17 protein-coding genes are annotated in these 20,850 nt (G+C 68.5%); 6 read left to right on the forward strand and 11 right to left on the reverse strand.

The genetic code is table 11. The features are described from left to right. Positions 1 to 6: 6 nt before the first annotated feature. From B9S61_RS31095 to B9S61_RS31115, 5 genes are all read left to right on the forward strand, one after another. On the forward strand, positions 7 to 519 hold the full coding sequence (locus B9S61_RS31095; RefSeq protein WP_103545200.1) for a R3H domain-containing nucleic acid-binding protein: 513 nt from the start codon (positions 7 to 9) through the stop codon (positions 517 to 519). A gap of 120 nt (positions 520 to 639) precedes the next feature. Continuing rightward, entirely contained in the window at positions 640 to 1,359 is a 720-nt protein-coding gene (gene rsmG, locus B9S61_RS31100) for a 16S rRNA (guanine(527)-N(7))-methyltransferase RsmG (RefSeq protein WP_103545201.1), read from the forward strand. A 340-nt stretch (positions 1,360 to 1,699) separates the two neighbouring features. Continuing rightward, positions 1,700 to 2,776, forward strand: a complete 1,077-nt coding sequence (locus B9S61_RS31105) for a ParA family protein (RefSeq protein ID WP_103545202.1) — start codon at positions 1,700 to 1,702, stop codon at positions 2,774 to 2,776. Then, complete coding sequence (locus tag B9S61_RS31110; RefSeq protein WP_103545203.1) at positions 2,773 to 3,864, forward strand: ParB/RepB/Spo0J family partition protein; 1,092 nt, start codon at positions 2,773 to 2,775, stop codon at positions 3,862 to 3,864. Before B9S61_RS31105 ends, B9S61_RS31110 begins: the two co-directional genes overlap by 4 nt. A gap of 320 nt (positions 3,865 to 4,184) precedes the next feature. After that, positions 4,185 to 4,802 carry a GNAT family N-acetyltransferase gene (locus B9S61_RS31115; RefSeq protein WP_103545204.1) on the forward strand — a complete coding sequence of 206 codons (618 nt, stop codon included), beginning with the start codon at positions 4,185 to 4,187 and terminating at the stop codon, positions 4,800 to 4,802. A 111-nt stretch (positions 4,803 to 4,913) separates the two neighbouring features. Here B9S61_RS31115 and trxA read toward each other — a convergent pair whose 3' ends face one another. The 7 genes from trxA to B9S61_RS31150 form a co-directional block, all read right to left on the reverse strand. Next, positions 4,914 to 5,246, reverse strand: coding sequence for a thioredoxin (gene trxA, locus B9S61_RS31120; RefSeq protein ID WP_103545205.1), 333 nt, complete (start codon positions 5,244 to 5,246; stop codon positions 4,914 to 4,916). A 41-nt stretch (positions 5,247 to 5,287) separates the two neighbouring features. Then, entirely contained in the window at positions 5,288 to 6,256 is a 969-nt protein-coding gene (gene trxB, locus B9S61_RS31125; protein ID WP_103545206.1) for a thioredoxin-disulfide reductase, read from the reverse strand. A gap of 193 nt (positions 6,257 to 6,449) precedes the next feature. Beyond that, a complete protein-coding gene (locus B9S61_RS31130) occupies positions 6,450 to 7,367 on the reverse strand; it encodes an anti-sigma factor (RefSeq protein WP_103545207.1) in 918 nt (305 codons plus the stop codon). After that, entirely contained in the window at positions 7,364 to 8,089 is a 726-nt protein-coding gene (gene sigM, locus B9S61_RS31135; RefSeq protein WP_103545208.1) for an RNA polymerase sigma factor SigM, read from the reverse strand. Before sigM ends, B9S61_RS31130 begins: the two co-directional genes overlap by 4 nt. A 28-nt stretch (positions 8,090 to 8,117) precedes the next feature. Continuing rightward, positions 8,118 to 9,803, reverse strand: a complete 1,686-nt coding sequence (locus tag B9S61_RS31140; RefSeq protein ID WP_103545209.1) for a protein kinase family protein — start codon at positions 9,801 to 9,803, stop codon at positions 8,118 to 8,120. A gap of 141 nt (positions 9,804 to 9,944) precedes the next feature. Next, positions 9,945 to 12,266 (reverse strand): murein biosynthesis integral membrane protein MurJ, encoded by a 2,322-nt coding sequence (gene murJ / locus B9S61_RS31145; protein WP_103545210.1) that lies wholly within the window; start codon positions 12,264 to 12,266, stop codon positions 9,945 to 9,947. Positions 12,267 to 12,310: 44 nt separating this feature from the next. Continuing rightward, positions 12,311 to 14,695, reverse strand: a complete 2,385-nt coding sequence (locus tag B9S61_RS31150; protein ID WP_103545211.1) for a DUF6049 family protein — start codon at positions 14,693 to 14,695, stop codon at positions 12,311 to 12,313. Positions 14,696 to 14,894: 199 nt separating this feature from the next. Between B9S61_RS31150 and B9S61_RS31155 the strand changes: the two genes are divergently transcribed. Further along, complete coding sequence (locus tag B9S61_RS31155; protein WP_103545212.1) at positions 14,895 to 16,361, forward strand: CCA tRNA nucleotidyltransferase; 1,467 nt, start codon at positions 14,895 to 14,897, stop codon at positions 16,359 to 16,361. A 149-nt stretch (positions 16,362 to 16,510) separates the two neighbouring features. Here the strand turns inward: B9S61_RS31155 and B9S61_RS43355 are convergent, their stop codons facing one another. The 4 genes from B9S61_RS43355 to B9S61_RS31175 all read right to left on the reverse strand — a co-directional run bounded on the left by B9S61_RS43355 (position 16,511) and on the right by B9S61_RS31175 (position 20,239). Beyond that, a complete protein-coding gene (locus tag B9S61_RS43355; RefSeq protein ID WP_308457802.1) occupies positions 16,511 to 16,795 on the reverse strand; it encodes a hypothetical protein in 285 nt (94 codons plus the stop codon). Between the two features lie 293 nt (positions 16,796 to 17,088). Next, positions 17,089 to 18,351 carry an MFS transporter gene (locus tag B9S61_RS31165; protein ID WP_103545213.1) on the reverse strand — a complete coding sequence of 421 codons (1,263 nt, stop codon included), beginning with the start codon at positions 18,349 to 18,351 and terminating at the stop codon, positions 17,089 to 17,091. Between the two features lie 78 nt (positions 18,352 to 18,429). Then, the gene (locus B9S61_RS31170; RefSeq protein WP_103545214.1) at positions 18,430 to 19,512 is read right to left on the reverse strand and encodes an inositol-3-phosphate synthase; all 1,083 of its coding nucleotides are present in this window, start codon (positions 19,510 to 19,512) and stop codon (positions 18,430 to 18,432) included. A gap of 43 nt (positions 19,513 to 19,555) precedes the next feature. Further along, a complete protein-coding gene (locus tag B9S61_RS31175) occupies positions 19,556 to 20,239 on the reverse strand; it encodes a PadR family transcriptional regulator (protein ID WP_103545215.1) in 684 nt (227 codons plus the stop codon). Positions 20,240 to 20,850 lie beyond the last annotated feature (611 nt).

Below are 20,850 nucleotides of genomic sequence, written 5' to 3' on the forward strand. Positions count from 1 at the left end.
CATCCCGTGACGGAAGGCACCACCGCCGCCGCTGCCGAGGGCGCAGACACCCTGACCCGCCTGGAGCAGGAGGGTGAGATTGCGGCGGACTACCTGGAGGGTCTGCTCGACATCGCCGACCTCGACGGCGACATCGACATGGACGTCGAGGCCGACCGCGCCTCTGTCTCGATCATCAGCGACTCGGGCGGCCGGGATCTGCAGAAGCTGGTGGGCCGTGAGGGTGAGGTACTGGAGGCGCTCCAGGAGCTCACGCGTCTGGCCGTGCACCGGGAGACCGGGGATCGCAGCCGGCTGATGCTCGACATCGACGGTTTCCGGGCCAGGAAGCGCACCGAGCTGTCCGAGATCGGTGCGAAGGCGGCCGCCGAGGCCAGGAGCAGCGGCAATCCCGTGAGGCTCGACCCGATGACGCCGTTCGAGCGCAAGGTCGTCCACGACGCGGTCAAGACAGCCGGCCTGCGCAGCGAGTCCGAGGGCGAGGAGCCGCAGCGCTTCGTCGTCGTGCTTCCCGCCTGATCGGCTCCACGTTCCACGGCCCCGTCTGTCGCGCAGACGGGGCCGAGTTTTGCCAGCCTGATAGTTCTGGTTCTGGTGTCGGCGCCCCGTGCCGGCACGGCACGGAAGGACGGTCCCCCAGTGACGGAGGCAGCGGAGCTTCCCCCTGCGCCCGAGCAGGCACGTGAGGTGTTCGGTGATCGCTTCGCGGACGTGGTCCGGTACGCCGAGCTGCTCGCCGAGGCGGGCGTGCAGCGAGGCCTGATCGGTCCGCGGGAGGTGCCCCGTCTGTGGGAGAGGCATCTGCTGAACTGCGCGGTGCTCTCGGAAGTCGTACCCGAGGGCGTGACGGTGTGCGATGTCGGCTCGGGAGCCGGTCTGCCGGGCATTCCCCTGGCGCTGGTCCGGGAAGACCTCAAGATCACTCTGTTGGAGCCGCTGCTTCGGCGTACCAACTTCCTCACCGAGGTCGTGGAGCTGCTCGGCCTCGACCACGTCACGGTGGTGCGGGGCCGGGCGGAGGAGGTCATGGGGAAGCTGCCGCCGGTGCACGTGGTGACCGCCCGCGCCGTGGCCCCCCTCGACCGTCTGGCCACGTGGGGCATTCCTCTCCTGCGGCCGTACGGGGAGATGCTCGCACTCAAGGGCGACACCGCCGAGGAGGAGCTGAAGAGTGCCACCGCGGCGTTGAGCAAGCTCGGTGCCGTGGCGACATCGATCGTGCATGTGGGCGAGGGCGTCGTGGACCCGATGTCCACCGTGGTGAAGGTCGAGGTCGGGGAGAGCCCCGGCGGAGTGCGGTTCGCGGCCAAACGAGCGAAGGCGGCGCGTGCGGGGCGGGTTCGACGTCGGCGCGGATAGCGGGCGGATCCGTTTCCCTCCAGTTCGATGGGCGCATGGCCCGTTCTGAGGGTCGGGCGTACTCCACACAAGCTGCCAAACCCGTACATGCCGGAGTGTCGCGGCAGCGTGGGCTCCGCTGCTGTGCATCGTGTTTCACGTGAAACGTCGCTCACTGCTGCACGGCATCATCAGTCGGGGCCGCGCCGCGGCCGAACCCCGTGACCGGAAACCCCTCGGGTCTCTCGGAGAAGGGCCCGTTCCCGACGAGCCACCGCACGCCTCAAGGGGCACGGAGTTGTCCACAGAGGTGGATTTCTCCACAGAACGTCAGGCCTCACTGGTTCGCGACCCCGAAGGCATGGGAGGCTCTGTTCATTGCGAGCCTGAAGTCGAGGAGAGTGAATCCTTGCGGTCCGACGCCAACATCGCGGGACCGATGACCGACCCGGTCCCCGGTCCCCGTACCGAATCGATGGGGGCGGATGTTTCACGTGAAACACCGCCTCCGATGGACGACACTCCCATCGGTCGTGCTGCCCAACTGGCAGTGGAGGCTCTGGGCCGTGCCGGTGAGGGCCTGCCGCGGCCGGAGCAGACACGCGTCATCGTGGTCGCCAACCAGAAGGGCGGCGTCGGTAAGACGACGACCACCGTCAACCTTGCGGCGTCACTGGCTCTGCACGGTGCGCGCGTCCTGGTGATCGATCTCGACCCCCAGGGCAATGCGTCCACAGCCCTGGGTATCGACCACCACGCCGAAGTTCCCTCCATCTACGACGTCCTGGTGGAGAGCAGACCGCTTGCCGAGGTTGTCCAGCCGGTCCCCGATGTCGAGGGTCTCTTCTGCGCCCCTGCCACCATCGATCTCGCCGGTGCGGAGATCGAACTGGTGTCGCTGGTGGCGCGGGAGAGCCGGCTGCAGCGGGCCATCCAGGCCTACGAGCAGCCGCTGGACTACATCCTCATCGACTGCCCGCCGTCCCTGGGTCTGCTCACGGTGAACGCGTTGGTGGCCGGCCAGGAGGTACTGATCCCGATCCAGTGCGAGTACTACGCGCTGGAAGGGCTGGGTCAGCTGCTTCGCAATGTCGATCTGGTGCGGGGCCACCTCAACCCCGCCCTGCATGTGTCGACGATCCTGCTCACTATGTACGACGGCCGGACGCGGCTCGCGTCGCAGGTAGCGGACGAGGTACGCACCCACTTCGGCGAGGAGGTCCTGCGGACGAGCATCCCGCGCTCCGTCCGTATCTCGGAGGCGCCGAGTTATGGGCAGACGGTACTGACCTACGATCCTGGATCGAGCGGTGCCCTCTCCTACTTCGAGGCGGCACGGGAGATCGCGCTGAGAGGTGTCGGCGTCCGCTATGACGCATCACAGGCACACATCGGCGCACAGCAGAATGATCCGAGCATGGTGGAGGGTGTTCAGTGAGTGATCGACGGAGGGGACTGGGCCGTGGTCTCGGTGCACTGATCCCTGGCCCGACAGAGAAGACGGCCCCGCCGGGGGCAGGTGCCGTCTCCACGTCCCCTGCCTCGGTACCGGTGCTGCCGAACGAGCGTGGGGTCGCGGCCGCGAAGGTTGCCACACTGCCGCCTGTTCCACGTGAAACGGAGGAGACCCCGGAGACGGGTACGGCGGCCGTCCCCTCGCCGCCCATGGGGGCCTACTTCGCTGAGATCCCTCTCGACGCCATCACACCGAACCCCCGGCAGCCGCGTGAGGTCTTCGACGAGGACGCGCTGTCCGAGCTGATCACCTCCATCAAGGAGGTCGGTCTTCTCCAGCCGGTCGTGGTACGACAGGTCGGGCCGGAGCGGTATGAGCTCATCATGGGTGAACGCCGGTGGCGGGCTTGCCATGAGGCGGGTCTCGAGGCCATCCCGGCGATCGTGCGAGCCACGGACGACGAGAAGCTCCTCCTGGACGCGCTGTTGGAGAACCTGCACCGCGCTCAGCTCAATCCGCTGGAAGAGGCTGCCGCCTACGACCAGTTGCTGAAGGACTTCAACTGCACGCATGACCAGCTGGCGGATCGCATCGGCCGGTCCCGCCCACAGGTGTCCAACACCCTGAGGCTGCTGAAGCTCTCGCCCACCGTTCAGCGCCGCGTCGCCGCCGGTGTGCTGTCCGCCGGACACGCACGCGCCCTGCTGTCCGTCGAGGACTCCGAGGAGCAGGACCGGCTGGCCCACCGGATCGTGGCGGAAGGTCTCTCGGTGCGGGCCGTCGAGGAGATCGTGACCCTGATGGGATCACGGCCTCAGAAGGCCCAGCGTTCGAAGGGACCGCGGGCCGGCGCTCTCGTGTCGCCGGCGCTGACGGGCCTGGCGACGCGTCTGTCGGACCGGTTCGAGACTCGGGTGAAGGTCGACCTGGGGCAGAGGAAGGGCAAGATCACCGTCGAGTTCGCCTCGATGGAGGACCTCGAGCGCATCCTCGGCACCCTTGCTCCGGGCGAGGGGCCCGTACTGCAGAAGAGCCTGGTGGAGGACGACTCCAAGGAGGCCGGGTCCTGAGCCGTCGGCTGATGCGGCCGAGCCGATCAGCTGCCCGGGTGGACCGTGTCCGGTGTGTACCGGACACGGTCCACCCTTTGCTTTTTGGCGGTATCGATGGAATCGCTTCATGGATACGATGCGTTTGGACAGGGCGCATCCACCCGGCAACACCTCTCAGAGCAAGGCAGGAGCCTGCGCATGATGAGCCGCACCGGATTGGTGAGCGCAGGGCTGGGGGTGGGTGCCGTCACCGGCTTCATCGGGAGCCTGCTCAGGGAACGGGGCGCTCTGACAGCCGCCCGTGAGGCAGCGGGCGAAGGAAGCGAGGAACAGCCTTCATGGGCCGTCGGCTCGTACCGCTCACGCTGGACAACCTTCAGGATCTCCCCCAGCGCTGCCGTTCGTGTGTCTTCTGGGAGCGGGATCCCGTCAGCGGCGAGGCAGCGGTAAAAGCCGGCACGTCCGTGCTCGAGAAGGAGTCGTGGATCTCCGCGGTCCTCTTGGACTGGGGATCCTGTGGCAGAGTCGTCTACGTCGACGACGTTCCCGTGGGCTTCGTTCTCTATGCCCCGCCCGCCTACGTGGCTCGGTCCACGGCCTTCCCCACAAGCCCTGTGTCGCCCGACGCGGTACTGCTGATGACCACGTTCATCCTTCCTGGGTATCAAGGTCAGGGACTGGGCCGGGTGATCGTGCAGACGGTGGCCAAGGATCTGCTCAGCCGGGGCTTCAAGGCGATCGAGGTCTTCGGTGACGCCCGCTGGAAGGAACCTGCCTGCGTCCTGCCCGCCGACCATCTGCTGGCCGTGGGATTCAAGACCGTCCGGCCGCATCCCACTTATCCACGGCTGAGGCTGGAGTTGAGGACGGCGCTGTCCTGGAAGGAGGACGTGGAGATGGCGCTGGACCGGCTGCTCGGAGCCGTGCAGAAGGAGCCGGCTCTGCGGCCTCTCTGATACGTGAGCTGCGCCAGTCACTCAGGCGCGTCATGCGCATGGGCCAGCCCCGGAGGGCTGGCCCATGCGTGTTTCACGTGAAACACGCACCGTCGGCGAGACGGTCCGCCGCTACTCGGCGATGAAGTCCTCGAGGTCGCGAACGATCGCGGCCTTCGGCTTCGCACCGACGATGGTCTTGGCGACCTCGCCACCCTGGTAGACGTTCAGGGTCGGGATGGACATGACGCCGTACTTGGCGGCCGTACCCGGGTTCTCGTCGATGTTCAGCTTGACGACCTCGATCTTGTCCCCGTACTCGGAGGCGATCGCCTCGAGGGACGGAGCGATCTGACGGCACGGGCCGCACCAGGCCGCCCAGAAGTCCACCAGAACAGGCTTGTCGCTCTTGAGGACGTCCTGCTCGAAGGAGTCGTCGGTCACGTTCTTCAGGGTGCCGGCCACAGCGGGCTCCTTAACTGGTTGATGCGTGGGGCGGGTGGGAGTCAGACGGCGGTCTTCTCGGGCTCGGGCTTCTCCTCGTCAGAGAGAGCCGCGAGGAAACGCTCGGAGTCGAGGGCCGCGGAACAGCCCGTACCGGCCGCGGTGATCGCCTGACGGTAGGTGTGGTCGACCACGTCACCGGCAGCGAAGACGCCAGTGATGTTGGTGCGGGTCGAGGGTGCGTCGACCTTCAGGTAACCCTCCTCGTCCAGCTCCAGCTGGCCCTTGAAGAGCTCGGTGCGCGGGTCGTGGCCGATCGCGATGAACAGCCCGGTCACTGCCAGGTCGGAGAGGTCGCCCGTCTTGACGTTGCGCAGCTTCAGGCCCGAGAGCTTCTGGTCGCCCTGGACCTCTGCGATCTCGCTGTCCCAGACGAACGAGATCTTCGGGTCGGCGAAGGCGCGCTCCTGCATCGCCTTGGAGGCACGCAGCGTGTCACGACGGTGGACGATCGTCACGGACTTGGCGAAGCGGGAGAGGAAGGTGGCCTCCTCCATCGCGGTGTCGCCACCACCGATCACGGCGATGTCCTGGTCCTTGAAGAAGAAGCCGTCACACGTGGCGCACCAGGAGACACCCCGGCCGGAGAGGGCGTCCTCGTTCGGCAGACCCAGCTTGCGGTGCTGTGAGCCCGTGGTGACGATGACGGACTTCGCCCTGTGGACGGTGCCGGCCGTGTCCGTGACCGTCTTGATCTCACCGGTCAGATCGACGGAGACCACGTCGTCCGGGATGAGCTCGGCACCGAAACGCTCCGCCTGGGCGCGCATGTTGTCCATCAGCTCGGGCCCCATGATGCCGTCCCGGAAACCGGGGAAGTTCTCGACATCGGTGGTGTTCATCAGCGCGCCGCCGGCGGTGACGGCACCCTCGAACACCAGGGGCTTCAGCGACGCACGGGCGGTGTAGAGCGCCGCCGTGTAGCCGGCGGGCCCCGAGCCGATAATGATCACGTTACGGACGTCGCTCACGGCTGGATTCCTCGTCTCTGGACTGCGTCTTCGACCGGGGGAGCTTCTGTCGAAGCTCTCACCCCACCCAACGGATCCTAAGGGGCGTGCATTCCCGCTGTGCCCGCGCACACGCGCGGGGCCCTTCGCGAGAGCGGGAAAAGGGCACACACCGTAGGGGATACCACGGAAAGCGGAGAGCAAGCGCGCATCGTCAGCGCGTGTAGGAACGCTTGAGCAGAACGTCTGCCGTGGCCGTCGAGGGCGGACTGCCCACGCAGGTCGTCTCGACGATGTAAGCGGTGACACGGGTCTCGTCCGACGCATCGGGAAGCACGACGAGCAGTGCGTCCTTCCCTGTGTACGTGCCGCGCTCGGTGGCGAGGACGGCGTCATTGCGCCCGATGCCGTCGCGGATGCACTCCGGGACCGTGGGCTCCTTGAGGACCTTCGGGTTCGCGGCGGCGCCGGACTCCGATTCCAGTCCGAAGGTCTGTGGTGAGCCGGAGCTCTTGCCCTGCCCCGGGTTCCGGGTGAGGAGATCGGTGACCTGCTTCTCCAGCCTGCCCTCGGAGAAGGTGTCCGCCGCGGTCGTACGGGCCCCTTCATCGGAGCCCGTGCCGCTGTTCAAGGACGACAGCACCGCGGAACCGAGACCCAGGGCGGCAACGGTGAAGACGGTCCCCAGGACGGCGATCCGACGGCGCCCGCCCGACAGGCGCCCCTTGCGCCCGGGGCCGGTCGTGGAGAGGCGGGGCCGCCCCGCCGGTCGGTCCGCAGGGGGCGATGTTTCACGTGAAACATGCGGTTGGCTGTCGTCCGACGATGCGGCTCCGGCGGCCGTGGGTTCATCGGAGGCCTCGGGAACGGACGCCGTGGAGTGCAGCAAGGCCTCTGCGGCAAGCGCCGCGTCGATACGGCCGACCACTTCGGCAGGCATGCGGGGTGGCCCAGGCACCGTGCCGAGCAGGTCCTTGATCTCTTCCAGCGAAGCACGAACGTCCGCACAGAGAGCGCACGCGTCCAGGTGCCGCCGTACATCGGCGCTTCGCGCCGACGGGAGGAGTCCCTCGATGAGGTCGGAGATCTCCGTGACGTCCGGGTGCTCCGCCATGTTCTTCGTCGACGTCACGCTCGCCCACCTCCGCCCTTCGTTGCAGCCGGGTCATTCGTTTCCGCGTCCGGCGGGTCCGGCCGTCGCGGGCCCGCTGCGGGTGGGACGGACAGCCCCTGGGTCCGGTTCCGTTTCGCGTCGTGTGTCGTGCTCCCACCGCTGCCGTCCGGCCGTAGGTGAGTGAGCAGCGGCAGGAGTCTGGCTCTGCCGCGAGCGCACCGGCTCTTCACCGTGCCGGTGGGCACGTCGAGGACGCGGGCGGCCTCGGCGACCGGGTAGCCCTGCATGTCCACGAGGACGAGTGCGGCCCGCTGGTCTGGCGGAAGCGTGCCCATGGCTTCGATGAGCTGACGGTGCAGATCATTGCGTTCCGCGGGCGCCGAGGCGGACTCGTGCGGTTCCAGCAACTGCTCCAGACGCTCCGTGTCGTCGATCGGTGCGGTCTTCCGCGAGGCCGCCTTGCGAGCACGGTCCAGACAGGCGTTCACCGTGATCCGGTGGAGCCACGTCGTGACGGCGGACTGGCCACGGAAGGTGTGGGCGGCACGGTAGGCGGAGACGAGGGCGTCCTGGACGGCGTCAGCGGCTTCCTCACGGTCGCCCAGCGTTCTCAGGGCCACGGCCCAGAGCCGGTTCCGGTGACGGCGTACGAGCTCACCGAAGGCGTCGGAGTCACCCTCGACATGCCGGGTGAGCAGCTCCCGGTCATCCGTCCCCTCATACGCGGTGCCGTCCGTCATGGGCCCTCCTCCCCTTGTCGCAGAAGGCCTAACCGCTCACCTTGACGTCCACGACACGGCCCCGGAAATTGCCCTCACCGGTCTGCGGCAGTTCCGTCAGCCACACCAGAAGATATCGGGACTCGACCGCTTTCCGGGGTGTGAGGGTCACAGTGGTACCGGACCCTTCGGCGAGCTTGGTGTAGCCGTCGAAGGACGAGGGCTGCGTGTCGCCGGAGGCGCCGCGCAGCTCGACAGACGTGTCACCGACGAACGAGACGGTGACCTTCCCGACCTGCTGGACCTTGCCGAGGTCGAGGATCACACCGACGCCGGACTTCAGCCGGCCGAAGTCGGTGCTCAGGTAGTAGTCCGTCTGCCAGTACGTGTCGGGCGCGCTGTCGTACACCTTGCCCACGTCACCCGGCTTCTCCGAGCCGTTGCCGAACGGGTCGAAGTCCTGTGCGCCCTGAATCGCTATCGGCTTGCTGACCGGCCTCTTGGGGCTCTTGTCGTCGCCATCCGTCGTCTGGGTCTTGTTCGTGTCGTCCGCCTTGCCGCCCTGCTCCATGAGGGCGTCCGCGAGCTGCCAACTGCCCAGGCCCAGTGCGGCGATGAGCAGTGCCGAGACGGCCCACTTCAGGGCCTTGCCCGTGCGGCTCTGCAGCGGGGGAGGTGGCACCGGTGCCGGCTGGGTGACACCGGGATGCGGCGCGGGCCGGCCATAGGTGCCCTGCTGGTACGTGGTGCGCTGGTAGTCGGGCGGGGTGGCGAACGCGGGCTCCGGCGGACGGATGCGGGGCATCTCGCCGATCGCCTTCACCAGTTCCTCCGGCGTGGTGCACGGCGACTCGTGGCGCGAGGCGGTGGCGCCGTCGTTGGCGAGCGCGCGCATGGCCAGCTCGGACAGACCGCGGTGGACTCCGGCCCGCACCTGGTCGGGCGGGATCAGCCCGATGTCCTTCGGCAGGCCGGACATGCCGTAGGCGTCGCTCTCGTACGGCCAGCGCTGGGTGAGCGCCGCGTAGAGCAGGGCACCGATGGACTCGGTGTCGGTGCGCTGTGGCGTGTCGGAGCTGATGCCGCGCAGCGCCGCGTTCACGGCGAGGCCGCGGACGCGCCACTGCCCGGTCGAGGTGCGCAGGACGGCGTTCGGGCTCAGCCGCAGATGGGCGAGGCCCTCACGGTGGGCCGCGGCCATGGCGGCGGAGATCTGACTGACCATCTGGTAGGCGTCGTACACCTCCAGCGGCCCTGCCGCCAGGAGCGCGGTCAGCTCGGTGGCGTCGGGGAGCCATTCGTGGACGACGTAGACGACGTCGTTCTCCTCGACGGCGTCCAGCACCTGGACGAAACGGGGGTCTCCCAGCAGGGCGGAAGACCGGGCCGCGGCCAGCACGGACCGGGCACGTGAGTGATCGGCGGGCAGGATGTGCACCCCGACAGCGCGCCGGAGTTTCTCGTCCACGGCGCGCCAGCTGCTGAATCCGTCCAGACGGGTGACGCACTCCTCGAGGCGGTAGCGTCTGGCCAGCTTGTGGCCGCTGTGCAGTTCGGGCGGCGAGGTCATCCCGGAACCGTCGGCCCCGGTGCTCTCCTGTGCCTCGTCGTTGTCCGTGTCCCGCTCCCGGTTCTTGGCCACCCCGTCGGCCGTGGACTGGTCCGCCTGTGCGGTCAGCGGCTGCTCGCCGCTGTTGTCTGCCACGTCGACGGCAGCTGTGCTCCGTTCTGCCACCGTCGTTCCCTGCCTCCCCATCCATAGCGCATCGGCCGGCGTCCGTCGCGCGCCGGCCGACGCCGAGACCAATTGTGCCCACAGTCCGCCGCTATGCACGACACACAGGGGCTGTTGATGGTTGTGCGCCTACCCCCTGCCTCAGCGTCCCAGGCGTCCGCGCACCATACCGACCAACGAGTTGACTTCTTCGATCCGCATCCGCCGGGCCGCCACATAGAAGGTCCCGAGCAGTACGGCTCCGCCGCCCAGCAGCGCGGCGAACGAACCCATGACCCCCTGGCCCAGGGACTGGCTGATGCCGTAGCAGGCCGCTCCGCTGAGCAGCGCGGCGGGAACGGAGGCGATGCACAGCCGGGCGTACGTCCGCAGCACCCGGGCGCCGTCCAGGTCCCCGCCCAGCCGGTCCCGCAGCCGGCGCCAGGCGACGCCGACACCGATCACGTAGGCCAGACCGTAGGAGGCGGCCATGCCGACCACGGCCCAGCGGGCCGGGAGCACCAGGAAGCAGATGCCCGCGGCGATCGCGTTGCCCGCAGCCACGATGACCGTGTTGTAGAAGGGGGTTCGGGTGTCCTCGTACGCGTAGAAGGCCCGCAGGACCACGTACTGAACCGAGTAGGGGATCAGGCCGAGGCCGAAGGCCATCAGCATGTAGCCCATGTTGGTGGCCGCGCCGGTCCCCGAGGAGCCGAACATCAGCGTGCACATCGGGATGCCGAGTGCCACGAAGCCGAAGGCGACCGGCACGATCGCGACGGCCGTCGTCCGCAGGCCCTGGGAGATGTCGTCGCGGACGGCGCCGGAGTCGTCGTCGGCCGCCGAGCGTGAGATGCGGGGCAGGAGTGCGGCCATCAGTGAGACGGTGATGATGGCCTGGGGCAGGCCCCAGATCAGCTGGGCATTGGCGTAGGAGCTGAAACCCGTGCCGGCGATCTGCGTGTCGACGACGGACGCGGTGGCCAGCTGAGTGACGACCAGCGCACCCGCCTGGTTGGCGAGGACGAAGAGGATGGTCCACTTGGCGAGCATCGCCGCTTTGCCGAGACCATGGCCCTTCCAGTCGAACCGCGGACGGATCCGGAATCCGGTCTCGCGCAGGTACGGGATCATCGCCAGGGCCTGGACGACGAGGCCGAGCAGCACGCCGACGCCGAGCAGCCGCATACCCTCCGGCGGGATGTTGGTGACCTTCATCTGCGAATCCCCGGCAGTGCCGTAGACCCAGATGAAGGTGCCCAGGGTGACGATGATGACGATGTTGTTCAGAACAGGGGTCCACATCATCGCGCCGAACCGGCCGCGCGCGTTGAGGATCTGACCCATCACCACGTGGACGCCCATGAAGAAGATCGAGGGCAGGAAGAAGCGGGTGAAGGTGACGGCGACCTCGTTGGCCGCGGGATCGCTCGCGACCGGGTTCGACAGCGCGCGCACCAGCAGGGGGGCGGCCAGCCAGGCGAGGGCGGTGAGCCCGGCCAGGGCCACCATCACCAGTGTCAGCAGGCGGTTGGCATACGCCTCGCCTCCGTCCTCGTCGTCCTTCATCGCCCGTACGAGCTGCGGCACGAAGACGGAGTTGAGGCCACCGCCGACGGTGAGGATGTAGATCATCGTCGGCAGCTGGTACGCGATCTGGAAGGACTCGCCCAGGAGGGCGAGGCCGAGCGCCGAGACGATCATCGCGGACCGGACGAACCCCGTGAGCCGGGACACCATGGTGCCCGCCGCCATCACGGCACTCGACGTCAGCAGTCCCCCGGCCCGGCCGCCCTTCTTCGGGGCAGGGGCGGAAACCGGTTCGGGGACCGGTGCTTCCGCGGCGGGAGGCGGGGTGGCACCGGCGTAGTGGCCGGGTGCCGGGGACGCGGGGCCCGGCACGGGCGTGGACGCGTAGTGCTGTGCGCCGCTCACCGGCGCGGGCCCGTGCTGCCCACCGCCGTGCTGCCGGGGGTGGCCACCGCCCTGCTGGTCCGGGAAGGTCCCGCCCTGCTGCTGATCACGGAAGAGATGGGCGAAGGCGTCCGGTTCGTGGCGCTGGTCCCCGGCCTGGCCGACCAGGTCGTCCACGCCCACGAACTGTGTGGTGCGCGGGTCGTCCCCGTAGGGCAGGTACTGCGTCGGGCCGTCCGGCTCCGGTGCGGGGGGCCGGGCCCACACCCGCGGATCGGGAGCGTACGGCGACTGGGACGGCTGCCCGTACAACGGCTGCTGAGGAGGGTAGGCGCCGGGAGGGGGCGGCGGGTGCGCGGCGCGGTCGTAGAGCGCCTCCGCGACCGGGTCCTGGGCCGCGATGTCCTGTGCCTGGTAGGGATCGTGGGTGTAGGCGTCCTGGAGGTAGGGGTCCGCGGGCGGCTGCGGCACCTGGTCGTGCCCGGGCGGCGGACCCTCGGGGGGGTCCGACTCGGGGTGGCCCGAGTTGCCCGCGGCATGGCCGCGGTCACCGTCGTACGGCGCGTTCATGGTTACCCCACCTCATCGTCCCTGGCCCACCGGCCACGACATCCTCAACGGTCAACTCTCTCACCCGTGCCCGACGGGTCGGCGTTTTCCGGTGCGGTGTCCGGTGCCGGGTCACTCGGCTGCTCGGAGTCGTCCTCCCGCGAGTCCGTCGCGGACTCCTCGGAGAGACGCGTCCCGGGGGCTCCGGGGTTCTGCGGGCCGTCGGCGTCCTCGCCCGCCCGGTGCTCCCGCTCCTCGGCCTCGCGGGCCGCGGCACGCTTGCGCTGGGTGTACATCCGGAAGCCGGCCAGGACGAGCAGCAGCACGCCGCCGCCGATGACCAGCATCACCGTGGCGGTGATCTCGGTGACCTTCACGTCGAACGTGACGGGGGCGCCGTACTTGTCGCCGTCCTGGGTGTACAGCTGGGCGACCACCGTCGCCCTGCCGTTGGCGTTGGCGGACGTGGTGAACTTCACCGACTGGCTGTGCCCGCCCGAGACGGCGACGGGCTGCTCCTCGTAGGCCGCCCCGCCGATCTCCAGACGGGTCGGGTTGGTCGACGTGAGTCGCAGCACCAGCTTCTCGACGCCCTGCACCAGGTTGTTCTGGACCGTCACGGGGATCGTGGCACTGCGGCCGGAGAGCTTCGTCTCCGACTTGTCGATCAGCCTCACCTGGCCGATGAGGCCGTCCAGATACGACTCGACCCCGCTCCGGTAGATCGCCGCCTCGGACTGCCGGCCCCGCCAGGACACGGACATGCCCCGGTTCAGGGCGCGTCCGAACGGGGTCACCACGCGGGACTGGTCGGAAAGGATCACCTTGAACTTGTCGAGCTTCGCCTGCGTCCTGGCGATCTGCTCGAACGTCGACTTCGGGAGCTCCTGTTTGCGCAGGGAGGACGGATACGACGAGGCCCTGGGGACCTCGGTGGCAGCGGCGGGATCCGGTTCGGCCCGGGCGGCGGCTGTGAGGTCCTGGGACTCGGACCAGGTGCCGCCCTGGAGGATCTCGACGGCCTCGGCCATCGTCTGTGCCTGGCTCGCGGACGGTGTCCGCTGCGGCGCGACGACCACGCTGCGCTGCCGGTCCGTCTGCAGGCCGAGTGTCAGGCTCTGGGCCAGGAACCGCTGCACCGCGAGTGCCGACGTGGAGGCCTTGGTCATGTCGCCCCGGAACGCCGTGGACAGCCGTGCGTCCGCGACGACGGCCGTGGTGCCGCCGCCGATGGGGCGGGCCGCGGAGGTCGTGTACGTCAGGCCGTTCTCTCCGAAGGTGTCGCTGCGGGCGATCACCTTGTCGGCGCCGGCGGATGTGGCGACCCGGACGACGGAGGGGTCGACGGCGCCGTTGACGGGCCAGGCGAAGTCCGTGGTGGGCGTCACGTGGAGGATCGACTCCACGGCGTTGGACGCGACCTCGGTGGCCTCCTTGAGGTGCCTCAGCGAACCGGTGACGGAGGTGCCGTTGTGAGCGAGGGAGGCCAGGTCGGGATCGCCGAACGGGAGCGCGACGACCTCCTTGTCCACCACCGCCCTCTGCACCTCGGTGAGCCATCGCTTGGCGACCGACTGCTGGCCGCCGACGATGTTCTCGTCACCCTCACCGCGGATCTCGTACCGGTCGGCCATCGCATTGACGGACGCCAGAAGGTCCGGGTCGATCACCCAGGTGACCTCGAGATTTTTGCCCAGCGCCACCATCCGGTCCAGCCGGCCGCCCGGGGAGATCTCCTTGGCGAGTTCGTCGTCGTGGAAGACCGGCGTCTGCTGTTCGTCCGAGCCCGTCTGCGCGGTCATGTGGACTGTGGAGATCAACGGCCACATGAACGTCGTCTTCGTCTTTGTGCGGGCTTCCTCGGGCTTCCACGGCAGGAACGTCCGCTGGACGCCGAGTGGCTGCTCCCACGGCTGGGCCGAGGTCTCCCCGGTGAGTGAGACGGCCAGCTCGTAGACGCCGTCCTGTCCGAGGTCCAGCTCGTCCACCGGCACCGAGAGGGTGTAGGGCCGTGAGACGCCGGGGGTGAGCCGGGCGAACTCCTGGGAGTACTTGTCGTCGATCTCCGCGCCGACCGTGCTCTGGAGGTCGTCGCTGTTCTTCGCGACGGTGTCGACACCCGAGCGGGTGTCCAGCAGCGGGCCCAGGCGCAACCCGACGTGGGCGTCGGTGACGGTCTGCTTGCCCTTGTTGGTCACCGTCCCGGTCACGGTCACGGTGTCGCCCTCGGCCGGGGCACCCGGAGCGAGGGAGTCGACCGACACGGAGACCGATCCCGCCTCGGCGGGGGCCTGGGACGCGTCCGGTGCGGCGGCGACAGCGGGAGACGCAGCCGGCAACTGGAGAAGTCCTGCCAGCAGGGGTGCTCCGGCGAGCAGTGTTCCGGTTCGCCGGAGCCAGCGGCGGGCAGGTGAGGGACGTGTCCCCTGGAAGTCTGCCGCCTCGGCCACGCGCTCGCCCGTCCCTCGTCATCGTCAGTGGTCGTCGGAATGTGCGTCCAGGCATGGTAACGATGTGCGCTGAGAGGAAGTGCCGCGGACCGGTGCGCAAGATCGGCGGACGAGGGCCTTGTCCGTGTATCGACGGGGGTGTCCGCGCACACCAAATGGAGGAGTGTCCCGTCGTTCGGGCCACGTACCCTCTTCTGTTGTGCCGAATTCCAACGAAGAAGCCAGTGCCCTGAGCCAGGCGCAGGACCGCGCCGTGAGTGAACTGCTGCGGGTCGCCCCGGTCGCCGACGACCTCGCCCGCCGCTTCCAGGAGGCCGGGTTCTCACTCGCCCTGGTCGGCGGCTCGGTGCGGGACGCGTTGCTCGGCCGCCTCGGGAACGACCTGGACTTCACCACGGACGCCCGTCCGCAGGACGTACTGAAGATCGTGCGTCCCTGGGCGGACGCCGTCTGGGAGGTGGGGATCGCCTTCGGTACGGTCGGTGCGCAGAAGGACGCCCGCGTCGAAGGAGTGGACCGAAGCTTCCAGATCGAGGTGACCACCTATCGGTCGGAGGCGTACGACCGCACCTCACGCAAGCCGGAGGTGTCGTACGGCGACTCCATCGACGAGGATCTCCTCCGCCGTGACTTCACCGTGAACGCGATGGCCGTCGTCCTGCCGGAGAAGCGCTTCATCGATCCGCACGGCGGTCTCGGTGATCTTGCAACCCGTGTGCTGCGCACCCCGGGCACGCCCGAGGAGTCCTTCTCGGACGACCCGCTGCGGATGATGCGGGCCGCCCGCTTCGCCGCCCAGCTGGACTTCGAGGTGGCGCCCGAGGTCGTCAAGGCGATGAAGGACATGGCCGGGCGGATCGAGATCGTGTCCGCCGAGCGTGTACGGGACGAGCTGAACAAGCTGATCGTCTCCTCTCACCCCCGCAAAGGCCTGTCCCTGCTCGTGGACACCGGGATCGCCGAGTACGTGCTGCCCGAGTTGCCGGCCCTGCACCTGGAGAGGGACGAGCATCACCGGCACAAGGACGTCTACGACCACACGCTGATCGTTCTGGAGCAGGCGATGGCCCTGGAGGACGAGGGCCCCGACCTGACCCTTCGGCTCGCGGCCCTGCTGCACGACATCGGCAAGCCCCGCACGCGCCGGTTCGAGAGTGACGGCCGTGTCTCCTTCCACCATCACGAGGTGGTCGGGGCGAAGATGACGAAGAAACGCCTGATGGGGCTGAAGTACTCCAACGAGCTGGTGAGGGACGTCTCGCGGCTCGTCGAGCTCCATCTGCGCTTCCACGGCTACGGCACGGGAGAGTGGACGGACTCCGCCGTCCGTCGGTATGTCCGCGACGCCGGGCCGCTTCTCAGCCGGCTGCACAAGCTGACCCGCTCGGACTGCACCACACGCAACCGGCGCAAGGCCGCCGCGCTCTCCCGTGCGTATGACGGTCTGGAGGAGCGGATCGCCCAGCTTCAGGAACAGGAGGAGCTGGACGCCATCCGTCCGGACCTCGACGGCAACCAGATCATGGAGATCCTTGGCGTGAAGCCGGGCCCGGCGGTCGGCGAGGCGTACAAGCACATGCTGGAGCTCCGACTGGAGAACGGCCCGATGGACCACGACGCGGCGGTGGCAGCGCTCAAGGAGTGGTGGGCGACTCAGCCCGACTGAAAGCCGGAAACGGGGTCATGTTTCACGTGAAACATGACCCCGTTTCCGGCTCGTTTCGAGCCTGAACTGAGACTGGCCGGGTCACGTTTCACGTGAAACATGACCCGGCCGGCTCCCCTGGGCGGGGGGCCGAGACGTGTTGACTTCGCTCAGGCATCACCGAGGCAGAGAAGGAACTCTTCACCGTCGCCGGTCTCGGCGTAGAAGCCGGTAGCTTCCTTGACCTTGCGGCACTCGGTCTCGGCCGTGAGGGAGGTGAAGTGGCCCTTGACCTTCTTGACGACCTTGCCCTCGGCTTCCGAGGAGGAGCAGTCCACAACCTCCATGCGGCCCGAGGATGAGGAAGCGGCCTTGAGGCAGTCGCCCACGGCGGCCTGATCGGCGTCGTCCTGGCTGGTGATGTAACCGCCGACCACTACGCCGACGACGATCACGGCTATGACGATGTTCTTGATCGTCTTGAAGCTGATCTTGCGGCCCTGCTGCGGCGGAGGGACGGGAGCGCCCTGCGGGGGGAAGCCGCCCTGGGGCGGCTGGGGAGCCTGGCCCTGAGGCTGCGGCTAGCCCTGGGCGAACGGGTTGCCCTGAGGCGGCGGAGTGGTCACTGTGAGTCCCCCTGGAACATAGGTACGTGGCGCAAAAGCTGCGCTGATAAGACGCACATAAGCTACCGGCCCGCACTGACAACTCGGGAGCCGGACAAGGCAATGTGGCATTGATGTGACACTTACTGGCGTTCAAATCGGGCCATAATCGCAGCTACTGCCCCGTAGATAACGGCGACTGTTGTCACCAGCGGAACCGACCGGCCGTCCGGAGGCAGCATCAGGGCGGCCACGGCCGCGGCGCCGACGAAGGCCACGTTGAACAGGACGTCGTACAGGGAGAAGACGCGGCCGCGGAAGCCGTCCTCGACGGCGGACTGGACGACGGTGTCCGTGGCGATCTTGGCGCCTTGAGTGGTCAGTCCCAGGACGAACGCGCCCGCGAGGAGCGGAACGGTGGCGAACGGCAGGCCCAACGCGGGGACCAGCACTGCGGCGGACGCGGCGCACACCATGATCCAGCGGCCCGGTCCGAGCCGCCCGGCGGCCCAGGGAGTCATGACGGCCGCTGCGAAGAAGCCGGCGGCCGAGGTTCCCAACGCCAGTCCCAGAAGGGCGAGTCCTTCGTCCGTGGTCGAGGCCAGCGCGTAGCGGCACAGCATCAGCAGCAGGACGAGCATGGCGCCGTAGCAGAACCGCATCAGAGACATGGCTGCAAGCGCCCAGGCGGCTTCTCGGCGCGGAGGAGCGGCAAGGTGACGCAGGCCCGCCCCGAGGTCGCGTGCGGTGCCGCTGAGCGCCGTGCTCAGCCGGGGACGTAGTAATGCCGGGTCGGGACCGAGCAGTTCCCTGGTCATGCGCAGCGATGCCGCGGCCGCGCACAGATACAGCGCGGCGCCGACGAGCACCACAGCGGCGTCGGAGTCGGCGACGACCAGCCGGACGAGGAAGGCCAGGCCCCCGCCGGCGGTGGCGGCGAGCGTTCCGGCGGTCGGGGACAGGGAGTTGGCCACCACCAGCCGCTCGGAGTCCACCACGCGCGGCAGTGCGGCGGACAGGCCCGCGAGGACGAAGCGGTTGACGCCGGTGACGCACAGGGCGGAGACGAAGAGCAGCCAGTCGGATACCTGGCCGAGGATGAGGAGGGCGGTCACCGAGGCCATCAGGGCGCGCAGCAGGTTGCCGTACAGAAAGACCTGGCGGCGGCGCCAGCGGTCCAGCAGGACCCCGGCGAAGGGGCCGACCACGGAGTACGGGAGGAGCAGCACCGCCATCGCGGCGGCGATCGACGCGGCCGACGTCTGCCTCTCCGGCGAGAAGACCACATACGAGGCGAGCGCGACCTGGAAGACGCCGTCGGCGCCCTGGGAGAGCAGGCGGACGGCGAGCAGGCGTCTGAAGCCCTGGAATCGCAGCAGAACGCGCAGGTCACCGACGACGGCCATGGGGCACAGCCTCACATGTGAAGAGGGTCTCCGGGACGTACGACCCGGAGACCCTCAACTGCCCACAGCGGGGAGGTCCTAGCGCTCGACCTCGCCCTTGATGAACTTCTCCACGTTCTCCCGGGCCTGGTCGTCGAAGTACTGAACCGGCGGGGACTTCATGAAGTACGAGGACGCCGAGAGGATCGGGCCGCCGATGCCCCGGTCCTTGGCGATCTTCGCGGCGCGCAGGGCGTCGATGATGACACCGGCGGAGTTCGGGGAGTCCCAGACCTCGAGCTTGTACTCCAGGTTCAGCGGGACGTCACCGAAGGCACGGCCCTCGAGACGGACGTAGGCCCACTTGCGGTCGTCCAGCCAGGCGACGTAGTCGGACGGGCCGATGTGGACGTTCTTCTCGCCGAGGTCCCGGTCCGGGATCTGCGAGGTGACGGCCTGCGTCTTGGAGATCTTCTTGGACTCGAGGCGGTCGCGCTCGAGCATGTTCTTGAAGTCCATGTTGCCGCCGACGTTCAGCTGCATCGTGCGGTCCAGGACGACGCCGCGGTCCTCGAACAGCTTCGCCATGACGCGGTGCGTGATGGTGGCGCCGACCTGGGACTTGATGTCGTCACCGACGATCGGGACGCCCGCCTCGGTGAACTTGTCCGCCCACTCCTTGGTGCCGGCGATGAAGACCGGAAGGGCGTTGACGAAGGCGACCTTGGCGTCGATGGCGCACTGGGCGTAGAACTTCGCCGCGTCGTCGGAGCCGACGGGCAGGTAGCAGACGAGGACGTCGACCTGCTTGTCCTTGAGGATCTGGACCACGTCGGCCGGCTCCTCGGCGGCCTCCTCGATGGTCTCGCGGTAGTACTTGCCGAGACCGTCGAGGGTGTGGCCGCGCTGGACCGTCACGCCGGTGCTGGGCACGTCGCAGATCTTGATGGTGTTGTTCTCAGAGGCGCCGATGGCGTCCGCGAGGTCGAGACCGACCTTCTTGGCGTCCACGTCGAAGGCGGCGACGAACTCGACGTCGCGGACGTGGTAGTCGCCGAACTGGACGTGCATCAGGCCCGGCACCTTGGACGCCGGGTCGGCGTCCTTGTAGTACTCGACTCCCTGTACCAGCGACGCGGCGCAGTTGCCCACGCCGACGATGGCTACGCGAACCGAACCCATTCCGGTTGCTCCCTGTGTGTACGAGTGAGGCCCTGAGCGGGTCTCACGTGGCGGTGTCGTCGGGCGTATCCGGCCGGGGGCTGTCCCCCGGCCGGGGCAGGCCGCCCGTCGCTCCAGATGTGGTGTCCTGCTGAGCGGACCCCCCGGTGGCGGGCCTCTTCAGGTCCCGTCCCGCCCGCTCGCTCTCGATGAGCTCGTTCAGCCAGCGCACTTCGCGCTCCACGGATTCCATCCCGTGGCGCTGGAGCTCGAGGGTGTAGTCGTCGAGGCGCTCCCGGGTCCGCGACAGGGAGGAGCGCATCTTCTCGAGGCGTTCCTCCAGCCGGCTGCGGCGTCCCTCGAGCACGCGCATCCGCACGTCGCGCGATGTCTGCCCGAAGAAGGCGAACCGCGCGGCGAAGGTCTCGTCCTCGTACGCGTCCGGTCCCGTCTGGGAGAGCAACTGCTCGAAGTGCTCCTTGCCCTCCGCCGTCAGCCGGTAGACGATCTTGGCGCGGCGCCCCGTGAGCGGAGCGGCGAGGGCGTCCTCGGTCGTGTTCCCCGGCTCCTCGATCAACCAGCCGTTGGCGACCAGCGTCTTGAGGCAGGGGTAGAGCGTTCCGTAGCTGAACGCACGGAACACACCCAGCGATGTATTGAGCCGTTTGCGCAGCTCATAGCCGTGCATCGGGGATTCGCGGAGCAGGCCGAGTACGGCGAACTCGAGGATCCCGGAACGCCGGCTCATCGTCGCCTCCCCTCTGCCGCGGTCACCCGTGACGGCCTCGTGTACGGCTCGAAGGCCGCCCTTATGCCGAGCTGATGTATCGACTCGATACATCATGACGATAGAACGGCCTTCCGGATGCGACAAGGGGGGAGAGGGTGAACGGGATCACATCACGGAATCATTGCGAGCAAGTTGCCTGATTTGAGGTGAACTTCTGTGCTCGGCGGGTTTTGGCGGTGCGTAGTCTGTGCGCCATGCAAATCACCGGGAACCGAGTGACGCAGGGGGGCGTCTTGGTCCCCGGTGCGGTACGGGTGAATGCGGAAAGCGCCGCATCCGTACTTCGGGGGGACCGGAAACCAGACGCCGTTTCCAGGCGCGCAGGTGCGCCTGCCCGAGGAGTAGTCGTTCGATGAGCGAGCACCGTCGCAAACCGCCGCCGCCGCAGGGAGGCGGACGTGCCGCGGCCCGACGCGGTCAGTCCGGCTCGTCCTCCGGCCGCCGTGCGGCACCGCGAGGCGCCACCGGATCTCCGTCCGATTCCTATGGGCCGGGTTCCCGTGGTTCGGGCGGTGAGGACCAGGCATACGGCAGCCGCGCCGAGGCGCGCCGCGCCGCGCAGCGAGGCG

The organism is Streptomyces sp. SM1 (genome assembly GCF_002910825.1).
In the GTDB taxonomy this organism is placed as follows: Bacteria; Actinomycetota; Actinomycetes; order Streptomycetales; family Streptomycetaceae; genus Streptomyces; species Streptomyces okerensis.

What these genes read in the sequence shown, in the direction of transcription:
- murJ (WP_103545210.1), bottom strand. Translation starts at nt 12,266, where the DNA reads ATGAACGCGCCGTACGACGGTGACCGCGGCCATGCCGCGGGCAACTCG.
- sigM (WP_103545208.1), bottom strand. Translation starts at nt 8,089, where the DNA reads ATGACGGACGGCACCGCGTATGAGGGGACGGATGACCGGGAGCTGCTC.
- B9S61_RS31170 (WP_103545214.1), bottom strand. Translation starts at nt 19,512, where the DNA reads ATGGGTTCGGTTCGCGTAGCCATCGTCGGCGTGGGCAACTGCGCCGCG.
- B9S61_RS31165 (WP_103545213.1), bottom strand. Translation starts at nt 18,351, where the DNA reads ATGGCCGTCGTCGGTGACCTGCGCGTTCTGCTGCGATTCCAGGGCTTC.
- B9S61_RS31115 (WP_103545204.1), top strand. Translation starts at nt 4,185, where the DNA reads ATGGGCCGTCGGCTCGTACCGCTCACGCTGGACAACCTTCAGGATCTC.
- B9S61_RS31175 (WP_103545215.1), bottom strand. Translation starts at nt 20,239, where the DNA reads ATGAGCCGGCGTTCCGGGATCCTCGAGTTCGCCGTACTCGGCCTGCTC.
- B9S61_RS31105 (WP_103545202.1), top strand. Translation starts at nt 1,700, where the DNA reads ATGGGAGGCTCTGTTCATTGCGAGCCTGAAGTCGAGGAGAGTGAATCC.